This is a genomic window from Paenibacillus sp. NEAU-GSW1 (genome assembly GCF_009737085.1).
Taxonomy (GTDB): Bacteria; Bacillota; Bacilli; order Paenibacillales; family Paenibacillaceae; genus Pristimantibacillus.
The window spans coordinates 64,507-83,578 of record NZ_WOVL01000024.1; the positions used below are offsets into that span (position 1 = coordinate 64,507).

The following is a 19,072-nucleotide window of genomic DNA, read 5'->3' on the forward strand; positions in this document are numbered from 1 at the left end:
GCCTCCTGTCCTTATCTGCGATCCTTCGGCAAAAAGACCGAAAGCATGCCAAGCACCGGCAACGCGCTGCATACGATCATCACATTTGACAAGCCGTAATGATCAGCCGCCGTACCGACGACAAGCGCTCCAATTCCCCCCATGCCAAACGCAAGCCCCGTAATGAGTCCTGACGCCATGCCGACGTTGCCAGGCATAAGCTCTTGCGCATAGACGACGCTGACGGAAAAGCCGGACAGAAGGATAAAGCCCAGTATAACGATAACCGGATATACCCAAAATAACGGCAATTGCGGCAGCATCAGCGCAAACGGCGCCGCACCGAAGATCGAAAACAGCATCATGCGCTTGCGGCCAAAGCGATCGGCCATAATACCGCCGACAAAGGTGCCCGCTACTCCGGCTGCCATGAACAAAAATAACGGCAATTGCGCCTGGCGGATCGACAGCCCATATTCATCCTGCAAGAAAAAGTTATAAAAGCTTCCGATTACCGCCGCATAGCACGATCTTGCAAATACAAGAATAAGAAGCAGCAGCAGCGCAAACGTGATAACTCGGTTGCTATACGCGGGAAGCTTCTGAACGGTTGCGCCTTCAGCCGCCGGCTTGCCCTTTGGCGCAGGCCTTCCTTTCTCTGCAAGCTGATTTCTGTACCATGGAACGACTCTATACAAAATAATAAGCGCCGTAATGGCCAGCAGCGTGCCGTATACTGCGCCGCTTTGGCCGAGCGGCACGAAAATATACATCGTCATTAACGGGGCAAGAGCCTGCCCGAAGTTGCCTCCGACCTGATAGATCGACTGCGCAAGTCCTCGCCGCGCTCCCGCCGCAAAATAAACGACGCGCGAGCCTTCGGGATGGAATACGGCGGACCCGAGTCCGACAAAAACGACGGCAAGCAGCAGTACCCAAATATTCGGCGCGTACGCAAGTCCGGCCATTCCAAGCAAACTGCAGGCCATGCCTGCCGGAAGCAGCCATGGGGAAGGTTTTTTATCGGACAAAATACCGACGACCGGCTGGAGCACAGATGAAGTCATGTTCAGCGTAAATGCAATCCAGCCGATCTGTCCGAGCGTTAAGCCGAGCGAATCCTCGACAATCGGAAACATCGCCGATACGACAGATTGCATCGAGTCGTTCAGCAAATGAACGAAGCTGATCGCGATCAGAATCGAGAATAATGTGTTTTGCTTAATCGTTTTGTTTACCCTTGATGCCGCAGAGGTTGGTTGCAGGGACATCAGACGTTACCCCCTGCCGAATGCAATGCAAACCGGAGCATTCGCTTCCAGTATCGTTGTGCGATAGGCAATGCGCCCGCTCTCCTTATCAACGGAGAACAGCGCGATTGTGCCCGTCTTTTGATGAGCGACAAACATGTGTCCGCCGTCTGGCGCAATCGCAAAGTTGCGCGGCGTTTGACCGCCGCAAGGCTCGGTCTGAACAAGCGTCAGCTTGCCGCTCGTTTGATCGACCGCAAATACGGCGATGCTGTCATGCCCTCGGTTCGAGCTGTACAAATAACGGCCGGAAGGCGCAAGATGAATGTCGGCTGCGTCACTATAATCGGCATATCCTGACGGCAATGCCGATACGGTTTGAACCGGCTCCAGCGCTCCGTCCGTTCCCCCCGTCTTGAATACGGTAACAGTCGAGTCGAGTTCGTTGACCGCATACGCGTACGGCAGCGTTTCGTGAAAAACGAGATGGCGGGGACCGGCGCCCGCATGCAGCTTGACCGCTCCGCGATACGACTGCGATTCGCCCTCCTCTTGCTCATAAATATGAATTGAATCCGTTCCAAGATCGGTCACATAAACATATTTGCCGTTCGGCACAATTGCATGCGCGTGAGGCGCCTCCTGCCGTGCTGCGTTAGGTCCGAGCGGCGCTGAACATGCCGTGATTTGGAGTTCCTTCCCGATCGAACCGTCTTCGTTCAACTGCAGCGTCGCCGAATTGCCGCCCGTATAATTGGCGATATAGAGCCGTCGCCCCTTCGCGTCCGTACTTACATAGCAAGGATGCGCGCCGCGCGTCAGCCCGCGATTGATCTCGGTCAGCTTGCCGCTTATCGGATCGATCCGATAGGCAATTGCCGAGCCTCCGATACTGCCTTCCGTATATTCCGTTTCGCTTACTGCGTACAGCAGCTCGCCATTCGGATGGAGCGCGAGGTAAGACGCGTTCTCCGCTTCGTTAATTTCTTGTATCACAGCAAGCTTCTGCAGCTCTGAATCATAGCGGCAAACGCGAATCGTCGTCTCGTCTGCGCTTCCGTAGGAACCGATATATACAATTGCTTCGGATGACTTTGCGGACATCGTGAATCAACCTCTCTGCTTTGGTTTAATGCAACACAATGACCTTAGCATACGCCCGCCTGGCGCTTAAAACAAGAAATTCGAATGAGATCAAAGAAAAAATCTTTTCAACCGCAAATGGCTATGTTATAATGTAAGCGCTACCAAGTCACCCAGTTCACATTTCAAAAGGGGGAATCGGAATGATGAATGCGACGCTGAGCGAAAAGAATGTGTATGAGGATTTTGAATTGGAGTCGGACGTGCTTTATTTCAGAATCGGCTCGTTCGGGCTCGTCAGCTTTCACGGCAGAAACTATAATATAAAGAAAAGAATGACTGCCGATGAAATTAAACAGCTCACACAGGAGAAAAGCTTTTATCAAGTAAATTCCCATTGCTACATTAATATCGGCAAAATCAAGTCAATTGCAGGCGGCGTCATTTATTTCGGAGCGGAGTATTCCGAATCCAAGCAAGTGCCGGTGCCGCGCAGAAAACAATACGTCATCCAACAGCTGTTCATGCAGCGCACGATTGACAGCGAGCTTCGGATTACGCCTTAATCGTTTGGGCGGACCTGCCGCCGCGTTCCTATTGGAGCGCGGCGGTTGTTTGTTTGAGTCGATCCTGTTATTCTAGGCTTTGGATCGTAAATATATGAACTAGTGAACATATCCATTTAGGAGGATTACAGTGAGCAATAATGGACAAGCATATGAGCAGTCGTACAACGGCGAGAAAGCGGTTTGGCTAACATGGGGCAGCTATGAAGCAGCCGTATTGCCGGAAATCGGCGCCAACCTGATCGCCTTCCGCGACACGGAGAAAGGCTACCGCATTTTGCACGAGCCGGCTGCAAATGAAATGGAAGAGTTTAAAGCAAACCCTGGCATCCACGGCATTCCGGTGCTTTTCCCGCCGAACCGTTACGAGGACGGACGATTTGATTGGAACGGACGCTCGTACGAATTTCCGGTGAATGAACCGGCTACCGGCAACCATCTTCACGGCTTCGCCCATACTGCGGTATGGAATGTCGAAGATTACGGCGTAACCAAAACGGAAAGCTACGTCGTGCTTCAATTGTCGGTTGATGAAAACCATGACATTTACCGTTTCCTGCCTCATCGCTTCTCGATTAAGCTGCGCTACTCGCTGAACGGCGACGGTTTGCTGCAGCATGTATCGGTGCACAACGAAGGCAACGACGCGCTGCCTTGCATGATCGCGTTCCATACGGCGATCAACGCGCCTTTTACGCCGAACAGCACGAAAGAAGACTATACGATGAAGCTTACGATCGGCAACCGTTGGGAGCTTAACGAGCGCATGCTGCCGACAGGCAAATTCCAGCCGCTGTCCGCAGGCGAAGAAGCAATCAAGTCGATCGGCGTGAACCCGTTCTGGGAACCGATGGACAACCACTATACAACAGAGCCGCGCAACGGCCGCAACCAAATGGAACTGACCGACAGCCGCGAGAACGTTACGCTCGTTTACGACGTCGGAACCAGCTACAAGCAATGGATGGTATGGAACCAGCATCCGTCAGGCAAGTTCTTCTGCCCGGAGCCGCAGCTTAACCTCGTCAACGCGCCAAACGTTGATTTGCCGGCCGACGAAATCGGCCTTGTTACGCTCGAACCGCAAGGCATCTGGGAGCAATCGAGCCGCATTTATTTGAAGCAAGGAAACTAAATCTCGGAGATTAACGATGTTTAAGAAAAAAGAAGCGCCTGCGCTGAAATCAAAAATAAAAGGAAATGTGCTGCTCGTTGAGCGCGTCTTCGACGCTCCCCGCGAGCTCGTTTTCCAGGCTTATTCGGAAGCGGAGCATCTTGTCAAATGGTGGGGTCCCGCCGGTTGGAGCCTCAAAGCATGCAACGTCGACTTCCGCGCCGGAGGCGCCTGGCATTATTGCCTTGAAGCTTCCGATGAGCAGACAAGATCATGGGGCAAATCGGTCTATCGCGATATATCCGTCCCGGATAAAATCGTATACGGGGACTACGTTTCCGATGAAGACGGCAGCGTGAACGAGGACAGAGTCATTATCGTGACGCTTGCCTTTGCCGAAGAAAAAGGCAAGACTAAATTGATTAACCGGGCCGAATTCGTTTCATCCGGCGCGCTCAAGCGAACAGTCGAGCTGGGGCTCGTCGGCGGAATCAGCCAGACATGGGATCGACTTGCCCAATATTTGCGCGGCATTCAAACAAGCTAATCTGCCAAAGAAAGAGGAGTCATCCCTAATTGGGACAACTCCTCTTTCTTTGCATTTCTAATCGTTAAACAAGGAGATGCGTTCTTTCAGCAAGCCTTCAAATTGCTTCTCCAGCTCGTGAATGCCCGCTTTATCGAGCTCGCCTTGAAAGCTTGTCCATATGCCGTCGAACTGCTCCGGTTTAGCCATAATCATTTCTGGATTTATCCAGTAACTTTCGCTCGGACGCGCCATTTCGGGGCTCTATGTTGGATCAATCCATTAACTTTCGCTCGGACGCGCCAATCCGGGGCTCTATGTTGGATTTATCCAGTAACTTTCGCTCGGACGCACCATTTCGGGGCTCTATGTTGGATTTATCCACTAACTTTCGCTCGGGCGCACCATTTCGGGGCTCTATGTTGGATTTATCCACTAACTTTCGCTCGGACGCACCATTTCGGGGCTCTATGTTGGATTTATCCACTAACTTTCGCTCGGGCGCGCCATTTCGGGGCTCTATGTTGGATTTATCCAGTAACTTTCGCTCGGGCGCGCCATTTCGGGGCTCTATGTTGGATTTATCCAACAACTTTCGCTCGGACGCGCCAATCCGGGGCTCTATGTTGGATTTATCCAGTAACTTTCGCTCGGACGCACCATTTCGGGGCTCTATGTTGGATTTATCCACTAACATTCGCTCGGACGCACCAATCCGGGGCTCTATGTTGGATTTATCCAGTAACTTTCGCTCGGACGCACCAATCCGGGGCTCTATGTTGGATTTATCCAGTAACTTTCGCTCGGACGCACCATTTCGGGGCTCTATGTTGGATTTATCCAGTAACTTTCGCTCGGACGCGCCAATCCGGGGCTCTATGTTGGATTTATCCAGTAACTTTCGCTCGGACGCACCATTTCGGGGCTCTATGTTGGATTTATCCACTAACTTTCGCTCGGACGCACCAATCCGGGGCTCTATGTTGGATTTATCCAGTAACTTTCGCTCGGGCGCGCCTGTGTGCAAAACGGAAAATAAAAAGCCGGGCAATGGAATGCAATATGCATTTCATTGCCCGGCTTCTCCATTTAAACCCCGCGGAAAGCGAAACGGTACGCGTAAGAGCGGTTCGCATACAGCATGTATTGCCGATCCGGCAGCGCTCCCCAGCTGTCGTCTCCGCCTACGCCCATCTGCTTATGATTAATGCGCACGACAGTTTTGCCGCTCGGCGGCAGCAGATGCACATGATCATGCGCCTCCAGCTCGGCTGGCGTATATGCGAGCGCATTCAGCTCAACCTGCGGCAAGCCGCGCAGCGCCAGCCCTTTGCCTTCGCTGTTTGTAATCGCAGCGGATCGGACATCGGTCTTGTTGCCGCATTCCTGCGGACGAATATATGGCACGAATTGCTCGCTGACTTTTCCGAAAAATTTGCCCAGTCTCGCTCCCGTCTGGCGGTCCCAATAGCTTTCATGCGGACCTTTGCCGTACCAGCTGATTCCGTCATACTCGCCCTTCAGCTGCACCATGACGCCAACCTCCGGAATTTCCGGCAAACCTTCGCCCGGCACAAGCTCTTGGAACACTCGAACTTCACCGCTGCCGTCGATTTCATATTCCATCGTCAAAGCCGATGCGGCCGGAACTGTCGGCAACTTCAATTCCGTCCGCACAACGACCGAATTGCCGCCTCTCTGTTCCCAACGAAGCTCGCAAAGCTCGCGGTTCGCGCCCGCTTCGCGCCAAGTCGCGCAACGTTCATGATGCTTGTTGCCTCGGTCGTTGTCGGTATATGCCCGCCAGAAATTAGGGACAAATCCCGTGCCGTACACAATATCGCCGCCGCCAGCTTCCAGCTCACTTTCTTGCAGCAGCAGCTCCGCTCCATCTACCGTGTAGGAAAATAGTGTACCCGTCGTTTTCCGGAACGAAACCGAGAATCGCTCTCCATTCACCGTCAATACATCAGCTGTGTCCTCTAATTGCAGCTCACCGCTTGCTGTTGCAGCGGCAGCCATCGCCCCTCCGACAACCGGTTTAGCGTTCACCGGAACAATAAATTGCTCAAACGCAATCTCATGACCGGCAGCAGCCCACTCCTCGTTCTCCTTGGTCAATAGCTGCAAGGTAACAACTGCCTCATCAACGGCCTGGCATGAGGCCGGCAATTTGTATGGAACGGCTATCTCAACCGTCGACTCCGGAGCAGCCTGCACCTTTAGCTCTCCTTGTTCCGCCAGCTCGCCGTTAACGGCAACCGTCCAGACAAGACGGTATGCGCTAAGGTCAGTAAACAAGAAGCGATTGGTAAGCGCAAAACGCCCCTTCGCCGCATCAACCGCTTCGAACTTCGCATTCTGGTAACATTTTTTCACTTCATACAGCTTCGGAGAAACGGTACGATCGGCAAAAATAAGGCCGTTGCCGCAGAAATTGCCGTCATGCGGAGATTCCCCGAAATCGCCGCCATACGCCATCATCTCAACGCCTTCAGACGTTGTAATCCGAATCGCCTGATCGATCCAATCCCAAATGAAGCCGCCCTGCAGCACCGGATATTTCTCGAATAACTCCCAATACAGATGCAAACCGCCGCAAGAATTGCCCATTGCATGGCTGTACTCGCATAAAATGAACGGTTTAGACGGATTGCTCCTCGCATAACGCTCTACATCGGCCGGTCGCGTATACATTTGGCTTTCTATATCGGAAGCGGCATCCGACTCCCGCCAATGGAAAATGCCTTCGTAATGGACGATTCGGGTCGGATCCAGCTCACGCAAAAAGTCATGCATTTTCAAAAAGTTATCGCCGCCGAACGATTCGTTGCCCAGCGACCAGATGACGATGGACGGATGGTTTTTGTCTCGCTGGAACATCGAATTGCAGCGATCCAGCACCGCATCCGTCCATTCCGGCTTGCTGCCGGGAACGGCGTCGCCAAGCGACTGCTGGTCGTAGCTCCAAGAGCCGTGCGTCTCAAGGTTAGTCTCGTCGATTACGTACAGGCCATACTCGTCGCACAGGTCGTACCAGATCGGATGGTTCGGATAGTGCGAAGTGCGGACCGCATTAATGTTGTGGGACTTCATCAGCATAATATCTTCGCGCATATCGGCTTCGTTAACCACCCGGCCGTTGTCGCAAGAAAACTCATGCCGGTTAACGCCTTTAAATACGATCCGCTTGCCGTTAATTTGCATGAACCCGTCCTTCAGCTCGAAACGCCTGAAACCAACCTTATAGTCCGCTTCATCAATGACAGCGCCGTCCGCCGATTTCAATACGACCGTTAATCCGTATAAATTCGGATGCTCTGCACTCCATTGCAGCGGCGAAGCTACCGAAGCGCCAAGCTGGAGGCTGACCGAGCCTTCTGACGTCTCTCCGACTGCGATCGACAGCGGCTCCGCAAACACCATTTTCCTTTCACGGTCCGTCAGCACGGCTTCAACGCGGAGACCTGCTAAATCCTCGTATCCGTAATTAAGCAACTCGACGTCAACCGTCAGCTTGCCGTTCTCATACCGTTCATCAAGCTCGGCGCGCGCAAATACGTCATATAGCGATACGTTAGGGACCGTATACAAATACACATCGCGAAAAATGCCGCTCATCCGCCAAAAATCTTGATCCTCAAGCCAGCTTGCATCGCACCAGCGGTACACTTCTACCGCAAGCTTGTTGTCGCCAGCCTTCAAATATGGCGTTAGATCAAAGTCGGCTGGCGTGAACGTATCCTCGCTGTAACCGACAAATTCCCCGTTCAGCCATACGTAGAAGGCGGACTCCACGCCCTGGAAGCTAATAAATACCGGCTGTCCCTCCCACGCCTGCGGCACCTCGAAATTTCGCACGTAAGAACCTACAGGATTGTACGCGGTCGGCGCAAACGGCGCTTTAATGTCCTCATTGCCGTCCCACGGATATTTGACGTTTGTATACTGCGGGTAATCATAGCCTTGCAGCTGCCAATGTGCAGGTACCGCTATTTCTGCCCACGTTGAGCAGTCATACTGCTCGCTAAAAAAATTAACGATGCGTTCCTCTGCATTTTTTGCAAACGAAAACTTCCATTGCCCGTTCAATAAGAGCTCGCTCCCGCGATCCGCTCGACGATTCGTTGAATGTACTTTCATCCGATTGAGTTCAAAGAGCTCCGGATTGTTGTTCCACTCCGGATAGCCGTTAGCTGGCGGTGTGTACTGAAACTTGCTGCGCATCGGTCATGTCACCTCGTATGAAAAAATATGAATTCTTCGTTCATTATAAAACAGCTGTTAATTAGGGGGATATCATACGATTTTCACATCATCTATCAAAATATGAACAAAACAAAAAAATATTGCATCACATAAAAAAGCCGCCCCGGGCAAAGGACAGCTTCTGTTGCCTCATCTGTTAAATCGTCGGCATTACATTGCCGCCGTTGACCGGAATGAACGCTCCTGTGATGAAGCTGGACAAATCCGACGCGAGAAACGCAACCGTATTGGCAATTTCCTGATCGGTTCCGCGCCGCTTCAATGGCACCGTGCTTTCATATTGCGCGTTTCGCTCGGTCTGTGTTGCGCGGTCCCGGTCGCTGATCGTCCATCCCGGCGCCACTTGGTTAACCGTGATTTGATGCTCCCCGACTTCTTTGGCAAGCACGCGGTAAACGCCGTCCATCCCGCGTTTGCCGGCAACGTAAGCCGACTGGGTCGAGAAGTTTTGCATCGCGCATTCCGTGTTGATGCCGATGAACCGTCCGCCTTGACCGCGCGCAATCATTCCCGGCACAAACGTCTTAGCCAAATAAACGCTTTGCATAACGCAAGATTCAAACTGGCTCGTGTAATCGTCAGCCGATTGCTCCAGCACGCTCGTCCATTGATATTGAATAACCGCATTCGCGACGACGATATCTACGGTTCCAAGCTGCGCTTCCGCTTCCGCCTTGATTCGCTCAATATCGGCTTGCTCCGTTACATTGCCTTTAACCGCAATCGCCCGCCGGCCCAACTCCTCGACCTCGCGCTTCAATTCCTCTGCTTTGCCGGCATTATTCAAATAATGAATAACAATATCTGCTCCGCATCCGGCCAGCGTCCGGACCATGACTCTGCCTAAATCGCCGGTGGCTCCCGTAACAAGCGCAATACGCCCCGATAAATCAATATTCAACACGTTAATGCCTCCCCCTACCTGTCTTTTCCATTTACCTAACCATTTTGCTCCAATCGCGTTCGTTTGTCCATCCTGCAATTAATTTTACAGACGATGGATGATTTTTGAGAAATAGGAAAAACTTTAGTTAACCAAATGACAAAATTATGCCTGATGTAAGGAGACGAATATGGCCGACCGCAATAACGGTAACAGAATCAGCAAGGACCAGCCGCAGGACGCTTCGCGCCGCAATTTCATGAAATATACCGGCACCGCCCTCGGCGGAGCCGTCGTCGGCGGTTTAATCGGCGGCGTTATCGGCAATTCGATGAAAGGCAAAGGAACGGCGGAGACGCCGGCGCCAACCGAAACGGAAAAGCCGACTAAAAACTTCAACGAAGCGCTTATGTTTTTGACGCAAGATCAGTTTCAAGTTACAGAGGCCGCGGCGGAGCGCATTTTTCCGACCGACGATCTCGGACCCGGAGCGAAAGCGCTTGGCGTCGCCTTTTTCATCGATCACCAATTGGCGGGTGCGTGGGGCATTAACGCCCGCGATTATATGATGGCGCCTTTCTATGAAGCTGACGCGGAGCAAGGCTATCAGCTCGGCTTTAAACGCAATGAGCTGTTCGCGCTCGGGCTAACCAAAATAAACGAGTACAGCCAAACGAAGTTTAGCAAGCGTTTTATCGAGCTGATTGCCGAGGAACAGGATACGGTGCTGACCGCCTTTGAGAAAAGCGACAAGTCGCTGAAAGGCGTTCCCGCCGGCACCTTCTTCAACCTGCTTCGCCAGCTTACGATCGAAGGCGTATACGCCGACCCGCTGTACAGCGGCAACCGCAATATGGACGGTTGGCGGATGCGCAGCTATCCGGGCAACCAGATGAGCTACTACGAAACGATCGATAAGGATGAATTTCAAAAAATCGAGCCGCTCAGCCTGCATGACCATCTCAATCTTGGCTAGCGCAAGAAGCGAGTTTTGCTTCGCAAAACTTAAGCTCATGCTTTCGAAGCGAGTTTTGCTTCGCAAAACTTTAAGGAGGATCAGATATGGCAACGAAATTGCCTAAAGTGCCAATCGTAATCGTCGGTCTAGGCTGGATGGGCGGCATCATTGCCGCTGAGTTGACGAAAGCAGGCCATAAGGTCGTCGCCCTTGAACGCGGGAAGACACGCAAAACCGAGGACTATTTTCACGTTCATGACGAACTCCGCTATGCCCAGCGCTATGAACTGATGCAGGATTTGTCCAAAGAGACTGTTACCTTCCGCCATAACGAGAAGGTCCGCTCGCTGCCGATGCGGACTTACGGCTCCTTCCTCATGGGCGACGGCGTAGGCGGAGCAGGCGTTCATTGGAACGGCCAGTACCACCGTTTTTTGCCGTATGATTTCGAAATCTATTCCAAAACGGTCGAGCGCTATGGCAAGAAGAAAATTCCCGAGGGCATGATTTTGCAGGATTGGGGCATTACGTACGACGAGCTTGATCCGTATTTCACTCAATTCGAGCAAATGGCAGGCATTTCCGGCGAGCAGGAAACCGTCGAGTTTATCGGCAAAATGTCCAAGCCGTTTCCGACGGCGCCGATGAAAAAAACGCCGGCAATAAAACTGTTCGAGGAAGCATCCAAGTCGCTCGGCTATAAGCCGTACATGATCGCCTCCGCCAACCTGTCGGAAAACTATACGAACCCGGACGGCATCTCTCGCGGCGCATGCCAATATTGCGCGTTCTGCGAAAGATTCGGCTGCGAATACGGCTCCAAAGCCGATCCTGTCGTTACCGTCATTCCCGTTGCGGAGAAAACCGGCAAGCTGGAGGTGCGCACGCACGCCAATGTGACCCGAGTGCTTCATACGGGCGGCAAAGCGACCGGCGTCGTATATGTCAACACGCCGACCGGCGAAGAGTTCGAGCAGCCAGCAGACTTGGTCATCTTAGCTGGCTATGTATTCACAAACGTCCGTTTGCTGCTGATGTCCAAGCTCGGCAAACCGTATGATCCGGCAGCCGGAACCGGAGTGATCGGGCGCAATTACGCGTACCAAATTGTCGGCGGTTCCTCGACCGCATTTTTCGACGAGAAGGAATTCAATACATTCATGGGAGCCGGCGCGCTTGGAAGCTCGATTGATGAATTCAACGGCGACAATTTCGATCATAGCTCCGTTGACTTTCTGCATGGAGCGAACATTCGGCTAACGCAGGCGGGCAACCGTCCGATCGCCACCAACCCGACGCCGAAAGGCACGCCTTCCTGGGGCGCCGATTTCAAGCAAAAGTCGATCCAATACGCGAACCGTACGCTGAACGTCGGCATACAGGGCGCGAATCTTCCGTATCGGCATCACTATCTCGATCTCGATCCCGTCTACAAAGATATTTACGGCGATCCGCTTATTCGCCTGACTTACGATTTCGAGGATCAGGACAAGAAGCTCGTCACTTACATCGCGGAAAAAACGAAAGCGATCGCCGAAGCGATGAAGCCGAGCTTTGTCGAGACAGGCAACCAAATTTCCAAGTACAGCATCGTGCCGTACCAATCTACCCACAATACCGGCGGCGTCGTCATGGGCAAGGACCCTTCGACTTCGGCAGTGAACAATTATTTGCAAATGTGGGATGCGGAAAATGTGTTCGTCGTCGGCGCCTCCGCCTTCGCGCATAACAGCGGCTACAATCCGACGGCAACGGTCGGCGCGCTCGCTTACCGCGCTTCGGAAGGCATCCTCAAATATTTGGACAAAGGAGGATCGCTGGCCTAGATGGATATGCAGCAGGATGTCATTCTTCACCTGACCGAGCTTCGCAAGCGGCTCATTTATGTCGCCGCCTGGTTTCTGGGAGCGCTGTGCCTCGGCATTTACTTTTCGCCGTACCTGCTGCGCTTTATCCAATCGAACCTCGGATCCTTGAACGTGCAATGGAGCGTCTTCGCCCTGTCCGACGGGCTGCTCGTCTATATGAAAATAGCGATGCTGTTCGGCTTTGCCGTGACGCTCCCGTTTCTGCTTTATCATCTATGGGCATTCGCGAAGCCGGGCCTTACAGAACGAGAGGCAAAGGGCGCGCTCTGGTTCGTTCCCGCCTCCGCCTGTCTGTTTCTGACCGGCGTGCTGTTCGGCTACACGGTCGCGCTGCCGATGATGGTTCGCTTCATGATCAAGCTCAACCATGCGATCGGAGCCAACGAAGTGTACGGGCTGCAGCATTTTATCTCGTTCCTGTTCAGCTTCCTGTTCCCGATGGGTATCGCGTTCGAAATGCCGCTCGTCATGCTGTTTCTGACGCTGATCGGCATTTTGACGCCGGGACGCGTGAAGTTTGTGCGCAAATACGCTTATGTTGCGCTCGCCGTTGTCGGCACGTGCATCTCTCCGCCCGACTTCGTCTCGCATCTGTCCGTCACCGTGCCGCTCATTCTGTTGTTCGAGATTAGCGTGTTCGTCTCATGGCGGTATACCGTTAGAAAACGGAAGAAGCTTGCGGACGGAACAAGCGGAGGAGCCGGTCCGCTGCCAAATCCGAACCCGTCATAGAACGGGACGACGGACAGCAGTACGTGCATCCGATAAGAAAGGAGACCTTAAGATGTTCAACAATATTGGCATATCCGGGCTGATTATTATTTTCGCGATCGCGCTCATCGTTTTCGGTCCGGCGAAGCTGCCGCAGCTTGGCCGGGCTTTCGGCGATACGCTGCGCGAGTTTCGCAACTCGACGAAAGGGATCGCCGACGATCCGCAGCCGTTGCCTGTTCAAGTGCAGCAGGACGATCAGCTGTTGAAATAAGCGCAACTGAAACAAGGCGGCGCAGGAACCTTTCCTGCCCGCCTTGTTTGTTGTTCACCTCGCGGCCTCGTTTCGCTAGTCCAGCAGCTTGCCTATGCCCATGCGTTCGGCTTCGGCGGCATAGTAAGCCGCAATGGCGACGTCGAATACCGCCAGCCCCATCGGCGCGAACAGCACGAAGCCGTCGCCGGACATACCGGCAAGCGCTGAATCGGGCCTTTTTAAAGCATCCGCAAGCGCAACCGTCTGCTTCTCCTCCAAATGACGCGCTTGATGAAGCCGCTCGATATCAGTGTCCGCGCGGCAAACTTCCTCCCAGCTGTCGACGATGACGGCTCCCGCTCCTTCAAGCGCAGCCGGTGTATAGTCGCGCAGCGATACATGCATAAGAATGCTGCCGGGCTTCGGCGGCTCATTAATATAACGCTCCGGCGCAGCCGTGCAAGTGAATACGATATCGGCGCTCCGGTATGCCTCCTCCCAGGCAGCGACGCGTTCGATCGGGATGGCGCCGTCGCCTCTCGCCTCATCTTCGGAAAGCCAGTCGCTGCAGCCGATATCCCTATTATCGTAAACGCGTATGCGGGAAATGCGCTCGCTGCCGAACAAAGCGTTCAGCATTCGCGCATGTGTTCGACCGATCGGGCCCATGCCGATGATCGCCGCTTCAAGCGGAACGCGTTCTCGATGCAGCTTCGCTTCTAGCAGGCTGCCGAGCAGCGCTCCGCTGACCGCAGCTGTGCGAATCGCGCTAATATAGCTGCCTTTTATAAACGCCGTCGGAACTCCGCTGTCCGGATCGTTCAGCACAGTGACGCTGTGCGCGCGCGGAAGCCCCGCCGCAATGTTGCCGGGATAGCTCGCAATCCATTTAAGGCCTGCGGTGCGCAGCGGCTGGCTGACATAGGCAGGCATAGCGATGATCCGGTTGCGCGCATCGCCAAACTTCAAATAAGGCTTGATCGGCTGCGCGCATTCGCCTCCAGCGTATGCCCCAGCCGCAGACCGAATGACTTGAACGAGCGCTTCCCAATCGACGCCAATAAGCTCCAAGTCCGCTTCGTTTAAATATCGCATCTGCCTCATCGCTCCTTCCGGCGCAGCGTCTCCGCAAAATCGCAACCGTACGTTTTGGCTGCCCATTCGTCATCGTAAACGGTATCCAAATATCGCTCGCCCCTGTCCGGCAAAATAACAGCGCATTTCGCCCCGGCTTCGATCTGCTCCCGAAACTGCTCCACTGCCGCGAGCACGCCGCCGGATGAGCCGCCGGCAAGTATCGCTTCCTCTCGCACGAGGCGGCGGCAGGCCATAATGCTATTCCGTTCATTTACCGTAACGACGCTGTGCACGCCCTGCTCCGGGCAAAGCTCGGGCCGGCGGCCGGCGCCTAGCCCCGGCAAATGCCGAATGGCGCCGGCATTGCCAAAAATCAAGCTGCCTTCCGCGTCGACCGCCACCACCTTCGTCTTCATCCCGTTCATCTGAACGAAATCCAGACAGCCGCGCAGCGTTCCGCAGGTGCTGACACCGCAGAACAAATAGTCGAGCTGAGGCAAATCGGCAGCCAGCTCCGCCATCGTCGACAACCGATGAGCAAGCGAATTGCGCGGATTGGCGTATTGATTCGGCCAAAAAGCGCCCGGAATTTTGCGCAGCCAGCGGCGTACCCGATTCAGTCTGGCGGGAACAAACTCGCCCGTCTCCGGTTCCGGCTTGCTGACCATATCGATGCGCGCGCCGTAAGCGCGCAAAATGCGCAGATTGCTTTCTGTCGTTCGCGGATCGACAACACAAATAAAACGGCAGCCAAGCAAATTGCAGAGCTGAGCCAAGCCAATCGCCAAATTGCCCGAGCTCGATTCAACGACCGTGGAGCCGGGGCCGATGACGCCATCACGCACAGCGGACAGAAGCATCTCCTTAGCCGGCCGGTCTTTAATGCTTCCGCCAGGGTTGAGCATTTCCAGCTTCGCATACACTTGAAACGATTCTCCTTTAAACATCCGCTGCAATTGTACGAGAGGCGTTCGTCCGACTGTCGCCAGCATATCGGGATAGACGGTCATTGCTGACCGCTTCCTTCACGATTGCCGCTCTCTTCTTTTTTCTGCAAATAGAGCTTTTTCCGCTTGATTGGAACTGCCCCCTGCAAACTCTGATCCTTAGCTGCCGCGTCCGTCTCTGATGTCGAATGGATAAATGCGATCTTCATCTCCTCCAGCAGCCCGCCGCGAATCATGGCGCCGATCTCGGGAATCGCGCTGTGCACCTCTGCCCGCACTTCAGCCGCTTTTGCTCCGTCCACTGACTCGGACGTAAAAACAAGCACCTCCAGCCGATTTCCAGTGACCGCAACGCGCACCTCAGCTTCGCCAATATGTTTGAATACGGCGTTCTCGATATCGTAAATGCTTATTTTTTCGCCGTGCTTGAGCTCGGAGCCGACCCGCTTTACAATCGCCTCAAAGGTCGTAATCGTTCTGCCGTCCGCGTCCGTCTCCGATCGAAGATCCCGCACGACATCATAAGTAACGAAACGAAGCGCGGGAAACCGCCGCCGATGATAGGACGTCAATGCTAATATGGCTTCATCCTCCGGCAGCGCCAAATCCGCCAGTCCCGCTTGACCCGGACTTACGCCTTCCGCCGCAAGCCCATCGAGCAGCACATAGCGCTCCAGCAAATGATCATAGTACGCAATTGTCCCGATCTCAATGCTTCCATAGGTGTCCATGATGAAACGTTCCGAAATGCCCAGCCGTTCTGCAGCGCGCTTGCGCCACGCGGGCGGAGCAGGCTCGCCAACGAGTATGACCTTCTCCAGATTCCAAGCGAAATCGGCAGGGGCCGCTCGAAAAAGCCCGTCAAGCAGCGACGGCATCGTATACAGCACTTGTGGCTTAAACTGCTGGAAACGGAGCAAATGCACTGCGGCAGGCAAACCGAACGGCACAGACTCGCATTGATAGCCTAGCCGATCGAAAACCGACTTCGCGGTAGCTTCCGCATGCCCTGTCCCCATGTCGCTTAACACTCGTTTACCATTGCCGGCTGCCCGCCCGCCATCAGCAAGCAGACGGCCAAAAAGCGCGGCCTTCTGTGCAACGTACGCCTCCTCGTCTATCCAATCGTAATAGATCGATTTGCGCCTCCCGCCGCTTGTTCCCGATGTTCGGTATACATTCCACTCCGGATGATTGGCGCCGTCTCCGCGCATGTAGTACTCGTTCATTCGGTCTTGCGTCAGGAGAGGAACTTCATCCCCATCCCCGGCCGCCTCCAACCCATCAATCAGCTGGTCGTAAAACGGATACATCCGCCGCATCTCTTCCATTTTTGCACGCACCATTTCATCCTTTGCCGATATACGCATGCTCTCTCCCCCGTCCACCCATCATTGTTCCATCGTATGCCGGCGGTTTACGATGCGTCGCTCTCCGCGCTACACTTCCGCATCTATCCTGTTCGCCTGGCCGAAGGCAAGCATATGGTAATGAAAACATGGTTACTAACTGCCATCTCTAGGAGGGAGCCTCTACCGAAATGACCGGCATACTGACCAAAAAGCAGTATCGAAAGGCATCCAGCAAATGGAGTAAAACGAAAATACTTTCGCGAAAAAAAACGATTCGGCGCTACATTCCGTCTGCAAAGCGCTATGGCAAGTCAGCGCTGAATACGATGCTTACACGCTATTCTATCGTCTACGTAAAGCCCGTTCGCGGCTCTCATGGCAACGGCGTTATGCGCGTCATGCGAATCGGCGCCCATTACTCAGCTCAGATCGGCGCTGCGATAGTTAAGAGCTCAACGCTTGCTGGGCTGCATGCCTTGCTTTCCAAACGGATCGGCAAAAGGCCTTACATGATTCAGCGCGGCATCTCGCTGCGCCGATTCCGCGGCGCAATATTTGATTTGCGCATCGTCACTCAGCTGCGCCGCAGCCGCAGATGGCAAGTCACCGGCATGCTTGCGCGCGTCGCCAAACCGGGAATGGCGGTGACGAACGGAGCGCAGGGCGCGTCAATCCACACCGTCGAAACGGTGTTGAAAGCTTACTCAGGCATTCGGTCCATAGCCGGAACCAAGGAGCGGCTTCGCCAGCTTTGCTTATCGTCCGCTTATCATTTGCAGCAGTCCTATCCGTTTTTGAAGGAGCTCGGCTTCGACATCGCCTTGGACGCCAAGCTTAAGCCATGGATCTTGGAAGTGAATGTTCGCCCGGAAGCGATCCCCTTCTCGAGGCTTGCAGACAAAACGATGTACAAACGCATCTTAAGCTACCGCCGCGCCAACAAGTACTGATACAGCCTTAGGTATACAAACAGAACGGCCAGCAAAGAAGTCGTAATTGACGACTACCTTTGCTGGCCGTTCTCCGTGCAATTTCGGCTTACCCGCTTCAAACCTGCATATGTGCAGTTATTTAACTATACATAGGATAGAAAACACGAAAAACCTGCAAAAGTGCAGGCTTTTCGTACTCTTCGGCCAAAAGTGGCGCGTATGAGGTAAAAAAAATGTATTTTTGCAGGTTCCCCCACCTGCGGTGATTTCGGCTCTTTAAAAAATGTACTTTTGCAGGTTTCCAGATTCAATCTCATTTGATGCGATCAAAAGGTAGTGATCGTCCGGTCAGCTTATCCGAGTGATCAGCGATATTGCGGAGGGACGTCAACGTCGAATCAAATTATCCACTGCCGCATCAATCCTACTCGCGCTGCATAGCAACAATCGTCCGACCGCGGACTTGGCCTTCGAGAATTTGCTCTAAGGCGCCAGGCAGCTGCTCCAATCGGATCTCGTTGGCGAGTCCGCCGTCCAAATGGCGCGGCTTCAGATCGGAAGCGAGCCGTTCCCAGACGCGCAGCCGCGTCTCCATCAGACACTCGACCGAGTCGATGCCTAGCCCAGCCCGTTATCCTCCAGCCGCTGCACAGACAGTGCTGCTGTAAAACCCGCTGTTCCGATCAGCATCGCTTCCCGCAGCGTCAGCCCTTTCGGCAGCGGCATGACCCATGCGGCCGGTACGCGGGCCAGCTAGCTAAAGCCGCCGTGTCTGGAGACGCCAAGACCGTAGCTCGTGACGATTACCGGATCGCCTGCGCGAAACCGCGAGTCGGACGACCGCTCAACCGTTCCCGCAAGGTCGATGCCCGGAATATGCGGATATTTATCGCTTATTTGATTGGCAGCGCTCTGCTGCTTGGCATGATTGCATGGATCGGCAACGCTACGAGAACAGAGGTGCTGCTTGCTGCCGTCAAATGGTGGTCGATCATTACCGTTATCGATTTCGCGTACAGCTTCAGCTTCACGCTCTGGCCCCGCAAAGCGAAACGAGACAGCTCGCCTGACTAATTTAGCCTGCAGGCATAGAAAAAAGGGGGTGTCCCATAAGTCATTTAAATGACGATGGGATACCCCCACCTGTTTTATTTGGGTAAAACAGCAAACTGCACATTTAAATGTTCCGTTTGCCATTAACCTGTCAATTAATTGCTTAAAATACAAACAAAAAGAAGCCATCTCCTTGTTAGAATAGAAGTACCACCAACCATTCTAGAAAGAGAGGCCTCTTTATGTAC

General features: G+C 53.7%; 16 protein-coding genes and 1 pseudogene. 8 read left to right on the top strand and 9 right to left on the bottom strand.

The genetic code is table 11. The features are described 5' to 3' along the window. Positions 1-11: 11 nt before the first annotated feature. The gene (locus GOM71_RS17855; protein WP_156283497.1) at positions 12-1,250 is read right to left on the bottom strand and encodes an MFS transporter; all 1,239 of its coding nucleotides are present in this window, start codon (positions 1,248-1,250) and stop codon (positions 12-14) included. A 6-nt stretch (positions 1,251-1,256) separates the two neighbouring features. Further along, positions 1,257-2,333: a lactonase family protein gene (locus tag GOM71_RS17860; RefSeq protein ID WP_156283499.1), complete on the bottom strand. Its 1,077-nt coding sequence runs from the start codon at positions 2,331-2,333 to the stop codon at positions 1,257-1,259. Between the two features lie 182 nt (positions 2,334-2,515). Between GOM71_RS17860 and GOM71_RS17865 the strand changes: the two genes are divergently transcribed. The 3 genes from GOM71_RS17865 to GOM71_RS17875 all read left to right on the top strand — a co-directional run bounded on the left by GOM71_RS17865 (position 2,516) and on the right by GOM71_RS17875 (position 4,539). Then, a complete protein-coding gene (locus tag GOM71_RS17865; protein WP_156283501.1) occupies positions 2,516-2,878 on the top strand; it encodes a LytTR family transcriptional regulator DNA-binding domain-containing protein in 363 nt (120 codons plus the stop codon). Positions 2,879-3,008: 130 nt separating this feature from the next. Further along, positions 3,009-4,013 carry an aldose 1-epimerase gene (locus tag GOM71_RS17870; RefSeq protein WP_367649683.1) on the top strand — a complete coding sequence of 335 codons (1,005 nt, stop codon included), beginning with the start codon at positions 3,009-3,011 and terminating at the stop codon, positions 4,011-4,013. A 16-nt stretch (positions 4,014-4,029) separates the two neighbouring features. After that, positions 4,030-4,539 (top strand): SRPBCC domain-containing protein, encoded by a 510-nt coding sequence (locus GOM71_RS17875; protein WP_156283503.1) that lies wholly within the window; start codon positions 4,030-4,032, stop codon positions 4,537-4,539. A 57-nt stretch (positions 4,540-4,596) separates the two neighbouring features. On the opposite strand, the gene GOM71_RS17880 is transcribed toward GOM71_RS17875, so the two are convergent. From GOM71_RS17880 to GOM71_RS17890, 3 genes are all read right to left on the bottom strand, one after another. Continuing rightward, positions 4,597-4,734 carry a hypothetical protein gene (locus tag GOM71_RS17880; protein ID WP_156283505.1) on the bottom strand — a complete coding sequence of 46 codons (138 nt, stop codon included), beginning with the start codon at positions 4,732-4,734 and terminating at the stop codon, positions 4,597-4,599. An 873-nt stretch (positions 4,735-5,607) separates the two neighbouring features. Continuing rightward, a complete protein-coding gene (gene lacZ, locus GOM71_RS17885; RefSeq protein ID WP_156283507.1) occupies positions 5,608-8,745 on the bottom strand; it encodes a beta-galactosidase, LacZ type in 3,138 nt (1,045 codons plus the stop codon). Positions 8,746-8,923: 178 nt separating this feature from the next. Continuing rightward, positions 8,924-9,688, bottom strand: a complete 765-nt coding sequence (locus tag GOM71_RS17890; protein ID WP_156283536.1) for an SDR family NAD(P)-dependent oxidoreductase — start codon at positions 9,686-9,688, stop codon at positions 8,924-8,926. 172 nt (positions 9,689-9,860) lie between these two features. Here GOM71_RS17890 and GOM71_RS17895 point away from each other — a divergent pair, with 172 nt between their 5' ends. From GOM71_RS17895 to GOM71_RS17910, 4 genes are all read left to right on the top strand, one after another. Then, positions 9,861-10,646, top strand: a complete 786-nt coding sequence (locus GOM71_RS17895; protein ID WP_156283509.1) for a gluconate 2-dehydrogenase subunit 3 family protein — start codon at positions 9,861-9,863, stop codon at positions 10,644-10,646. Between the two features lie 86 nt (positions 10,647-10,732). Continuing rightward, positions 10,733-12,454, top strand: a complete 1,722-nt coding sequence (locus GOM71_RS17900) for a GMC family oxidoreductase (protein ID WP_156283511.1) — start codon at positions 10,733-10,735, stop codon at positions 12,452-12,454. Continuing rightward, complete coding sequence (gene tatC, locus GOM71_RS17905; protein ID WP_156283513.1) at positions 12,455-13,228, top strand: twin-arginine translocase subunit TatC; 774 nt, start codon at positions 12,455-12,457, stop codon at positions 13,226-13,228. A 52-nt stretch (positions 13,229-13,280) separates the two neighbouring features. Beyond that, positions 13,281-13,481 carry a twin-arginine translocase TatA/TatE family subunit gene (locus tag GOM71_RS17910; RefSeq protein WP_156283515.1) on the top strand — a complete coding sequence of 67 codons (201 nt, stop codon included), beginning with the start codon at positions 13,281-13,283 and terminating at the stop codon, positions 13,479-13,481. Between the two features lie 75 nt (positions 13,482-13,556). Here GOM71_RS17910 and GOM71_RS17915 read toward each other — a convergent pair whose 3' ends face one another. Genes GOM71_RS17915 through GOM71_RS17925 form a run of 3 tightly spaced genes read right to left on the bottom strand, consistent with a single transcriptional unit; the run spans position 13,557 to position 16,857 of the window. After that, on the bottom strand, positions 13,557-14,558 hold the full coding sequence (locus GOM71_RS17915; protein ID WP_156283517.1) for a 2,3-diaminopropionate biosynthesis protein SbnB: 1,002 nt from the start codon (positions 14,556-14,558) through the stop codon (positions 13,557-13,559). A gap of 5 nt (positions 14,559-14,563) precedes the next feature. Next, positions 14,564-15,550, bottom strand: coding sequence for a 2,3-diaminopropionate biosynthesis protein SbnA (gene sbnA / locus GOM71_RS17920; protein WP_156283519.1), 987 nt, complete (start codon positions 15,548-15,550; stop codon positions 14,564-14,566). After that, positions 15,547-16,857, bottom strand: a complete 1,311-nt coding sequence (locus tag GOM71_RS17925) for a phenylacetate--CoA ligase family protein (RefSeq protein ID WP_156283521.1) — start codon at positions 16,855-16,857, stop codon at positions 15,547-15,549. The genes sbnA and GOM71_RS17925 overlap by 4 nt, the downstream gene beginning before the upstream one ends. Positions 16,858-17,027: 170 nt before the next feature. Between GOM71_RS17925 and GOM71_RS17930 the strand changes: the two genes are divergently transcribed. Continuing rightward, entirely contained in the window at positions 17,028-17,789 is a 762-nt protein-coding gene (locus GOM71_RS17930; RefSeq protein WP_156283523.1) for a YheC/YheD family protein, read from the top strand. A 406-nt stretch (positions 17,790-18,195) separates the two neighbouring features. On the opposite strand, the pseudogene GOM71_RS24490 reads toward GOM71_RS17930, so the two are convergent. Then, positions 18,196-18,671: pseudogene (locus GOM71_RS24490) on the bottom strand (alcohol dehydrogenase catalytic domain-containing protein); the annotation flags it as partial. Positions 18,672-19,072: the final 401 nt, after the last annotated feature.